This window comes from Stenotrophomonas sp. HMWF003 (assembly GCF_003061285.1).
In the GTDB taxonomy this organism is placed as follows: domain Bacteria; phylum Pseudomonadota; class Gammaproteobacteria; order Xanthomonadales; family Xanthomonadaceae; genus Stenotrophomonas; species Stenotrophomonas maltophilia_AP.
This window is the reverse complement of sequence record NZ_QAIW01000472.1, coordinates 1-3,219: the sequence shown is the minus strand read 5'-3', so window position 1 is coordinate 3,219 and position 3,219 is coordinate 1. Positions and strand designations below refer to the sequence as shown.

Annotated in this window: 4 protein-coding genes and 1 pseudogene; 3 read left to right on the top strand and 2 right to left on the bottom strand. The window is 68.3% G+C overall.

The genetic code is table 11. The features are described 5' to 3' along the window. From DBR34_RS24505 to DBR34_RS21095, 3 genes and pseudogenes are all read left to right on the top strand, one after another. Positions 1-230, top strand: a pseudogene (locus DBR34_RS24505) (TonB-dependent receptor); the annotation flags it as partial. A gap of 5 nt (positions 231-235) precedes the next feature. Then, positions 236-832 carry a Hemin transport protein gene (locus DBR34_RS21100; RefSeq protein ID WP_128098233.1) on the top strand — a complete coding sequence of 199 codons (597 nt, stop codon included), beginning with the start codon at positions 236-238 and terminating at the stop codon, positions 830-832. A 43-nt stretch (positions 833-875) separates the two neighbouring features. Then, the gene (locus DBR34_RS21095) at positions 876-1,817 is read left to right on the top strand and encodes a DUF6607 family protein (protein WP_128098232.1); all 942 of its coding nucleotides are present in this window, start codon (positions 876-878) and stop codon (positions 1,815-1,817) included. 75 nt (positions 1,818-1,892) lie between these two features. Here DBR34_RS21095 and DBR34_RS21090 read toward each other — a convergent pair whose 3' ends face one another. Together DBR34_RS21090 and DBR34_RS21085 are read right to left on the bottom strand one after the other, a co-directional pair. Further along, positions 1,893-2,246 carry a DMT family protein gene (locus DBR34_RS21090; protein ID WP_128098234.1) on the bottom strand — a complete coding sequence of 118 codons (354 nt, stop codon included), beginning with the start codon at positions 2,244-2,246 and terminating at the stop codon, positions 1,893-1,895. 87 nt (positions 2,247-2,333) lie between these two features. Beyond that, on the bottom strand, positions 2,334-3,219 hold an 886-nt coding region (locus DBR34_RS21085), incomplete at its 5' end, for an FtsX-like permease family protein (protein WP_128098231.1).

Here is a 3,219-nt window from a genome sequence, read left to right as displayed (position 1 = left end):
CAGCCAACACCACGCCCTTCGCCCCGGCCGGCTACGGCGTGCTGGACCTGATGGCGCATTGGGATTTCGCGCCGGGCGCGAAGATCAACGTCGGGGTGTTCAACCTCGGCGACCGCCGCTACATCGATTATTCCGGGATCACCTCGTCGCTGGTCTCCACCAGCAGCGTGGCCGATCGTTTCACCAACCCTGGCCGCACCGTGTCGGCCAGCCTAGCCGTGAGCTGGTAGCCGCCATGAGCCGAGCCCTGTCTGCCGTACGTTCCTTCGCCGGTGCACGCAGTACGGCACCGCTGCCATCGTCCGCGCAGCTGGCGGCGCTGGGCACCGTGCTGTGCCTGTACCGGCCCGACAGCAGTGAGCTGGGCGGCTGGAAACATGCGGTGTCGGCCCATGCCTGCCAGGGCATGGACAGCGAGGGCATCCGCGAAAGCCTGTGTTTCGCCGACGCACGCGGACGCTGCTGCTGGCGCCTGTACCTGCTGCCCGACAGCGACTTCCTGGCCTGGGACCGGCTGGTGACGGCATTCCCGGCACGCCCGGAGCCGGTCAACGATGGCGGCGTGGCCGAGCGCCTGTGGCGCCGCCTGGCCACGCGCCTGGGCGGTGAACCGTGGCGGATGTGCGCGCTGCGCCTGCATGCCAACGACGGCCAGGGGCTGTCGGCCAGCCTGGCCTCGTTGTCGGCCCTGGGCGCGACAGCAGCGCGACGGATTGCACGGGTGGAAGGCGCCGACGGTGAACTGTGGGTCGACGACTGCTGCTGCGCCACGGCGGCGCGCCAGGCGCTGGCCCCCCTGGACCGCAGTGCGCCGCCGCTGGTGCGGCTGTAACCAACACGATGCGATGCAAGCCAACCTTAAAGGAACTCCTTGGATGAAACGCCAGATAGCCAGTGCGTGTCTGCTGCTTGCCAGCAGCGGTATGCTCCACGCCCAGCCCTCGAACCCGCAGCGCGACCACGACAGCATCGTGGCGATGAAGGGCGAATACGTGGTGGATTTCGCCTTCGACGAAACCGTGCTGCTCAAGCCCGGTTACGAGCGCGCACCGGCCGTGCGCAGTGGCGGCAACGAGGTGGTGATCGTGGTGGAGGACAGCCCGACGCGGGTGGTCCTGCAGCACCTGCTGGTGGATCCCAAGAGCGGGCACGTGACCAAGCACTGGCGGCAGGACTGGGTGTACGAAGCACCGCACCGCTTCGAGTTCAGCGCCGACCAGACCTGGCAGGTGCGTACTGTTCCGGCCGCGGTCAACGCCGGTGCATGGACCCAGTGCGTGTACGAAGTGAGCGACGCGCCGCGCTACTGCGGCACGGGAAAGTGGGTCTACGACAACGGGGTGGCCACCTGGACCAGCGACCTGAGCTGGCGCCCGCTGCCGCGCCGTGAGTACACCCGGCGCAGCGACTACAACGCACTGGCGGTGATCAACCGCCACACGCTGACCCCGAACGGATGGACGCACGAGCAGTTCAACACCAAGATCCTGCGCGGCGCCGACGGCAGCCAGCAGGAGATCGCGCGCGAGTTCGGCTTCAACGACTACAACAGGACCACCGAGGTCGACTTCAAACCGGCCTACGACTATTGGACCGCCACCGCCGGCTACTGGGCCAAGGTGCGCCAGCGTTGGGACGGCTTCCTGGGGCAGGCCCCGGGCGTGCACCTGAAGACGAAGCTGGACGGCATGGCGATGATCATCCCGCTGTTCACCCAGGCCCAGGACCTGCAGGACGGCAAGAAAGTGAAGGACGCGCAGATCGACGCGGTGTTCAAGCAATGGGTGGAAAAGGCACCGGCCGACGCCGCCCGCTGAGGTCGCCCACCCGATGATCGAAAAAAAGAAGCGCCCATGGGGCGCTTCTTTTCCATGCGCTCGGCAGCGCTGCCCTCATTCCTTGAACATCAACAACGCGGCCACCAGGATCAACCCGAAGGCGGCGTAGTGGTTCCACTTCAGCGGCTGGTCCAGGTACACCGCCGAGAACACCGCGAACACCACCAGCGTGATCACTTCCTGCATGCCCTTCAGCTGCGGCGCCGAATACACCGCGCTGCCCAGCCGGTTGCCCGGTACCTGCAGGCAGTACTCGAAGAAGGCGATGCCCCAGCTCACCAGCACCACCGTGATCAACGGGGCGCTCTTGTACTTCAGGTGCCCGTACCAGGCCACGGTCATGAAGATGTTGCTGCCCAACAGCAGCAGCACCGGATAGAGGTAAGCAGTGAACGGCGTGCCGGGCATCCGGGCGGTCTCGTCGGGGTAGGGGCGCGCAGCATAGCGCCGCACGCCCCTCCACCGTGTCAGCGCGGCCTGAACGCCGCGCCGGCGTCATACCTCGCGCAGCGCCAGCGCGGGCGGGGTGTGCAGGATCCGCCGCGTGCCCCACCAGCCGGCCAGCATGCTCAGGCCCACCCCGATCGCACCGCCGGCCAGCAGCGGTCCCCACGGCGGGCTCAGGGTCAGCTCGAAGACCTGGCGCGCCACCACGCTGCCCAGCAGCGCCGCCGCACCCACGGCCAGCAGTGCCGACAACAGCCCCAGCGCGCCGAACTCCACCAGCACCGCCCCGCGCAACTGCGTGCGCGTGGCCCCCAGCGTGCGCAACACCGCGCTGTCGTAGCGGCGCTCGCCGGCCGTGGCCTGCAGCGCGGCCAGCAGCACCAGCAGCCCGGCCAGCAGGCTGAAGCCCATCACCAGCTGCACCGCCTGGGTCACCCGGTCCACCACCTCGCGCACCCGTTGCAGGATGCCGTCGATGTCCAGCAGCGAGATGTTCGGGTAGTCGCGGGTCAGCGCGGCCAGCTGCGTGGCCTGCGCACGCGGCAGGTGGAAGGCGGTGATCAGGTTGTAGGGCGCATCGCCCACCGCGCCTTCGTTGAGCAGCAGGAAGAAGTTGACCCGGAACGAATCCCAGTCGGCCTTGCGGATGCTGGTCACGGTGAAGCTGCGCTGCTGCTCGCCCATCTGCAGGGTCACCGTGTCGCCCAGCTTCATCCCGTAGCGCTCGGCCCAGCCCTGTTCGATCGAGGCCTCCGCCGCCGTGCTGCCGGCGGCCCAGTAGCGGCCACTCAACAGCGTGTTGGCCGGCGGGAAGTCATGCCGCCAGGAGAAGTTGACCGGGCGGTTGGCATCGTCGTCGTCGTTGCTGTTGTCCTGGCGTTCCTGCCGCTGCGGCGGCCGGTCGTTGACCGCCAGCAGGCGCCCGGTACTGAAC

Excerpts from the sequence above, each read along its gene's own strand:
- DBR34_RS21100 (WP_128098233.1), top strand. The coding sequence starts at position 236 with ATGAGCCGAGCCCTGTCTGCCGTACGTTCCTTCGCCGGTGCACGCAGT.
- DBR34_RS21095 (WP_128098232.1), top strand. The coding sequence starts at position 876 with ATGAAACGCCAGATAGCCAGTGCGTGTCTGCTGCTTGCCAGCAGCGGT.
- DBR34_RS21090 (WP_128098234.1), bottom strand. The coding sequence starts at position 2,246 with ATGCCCGGCACGCCGTTCACTGCTTACCTCTATCCGGTGCTGCTGCTG.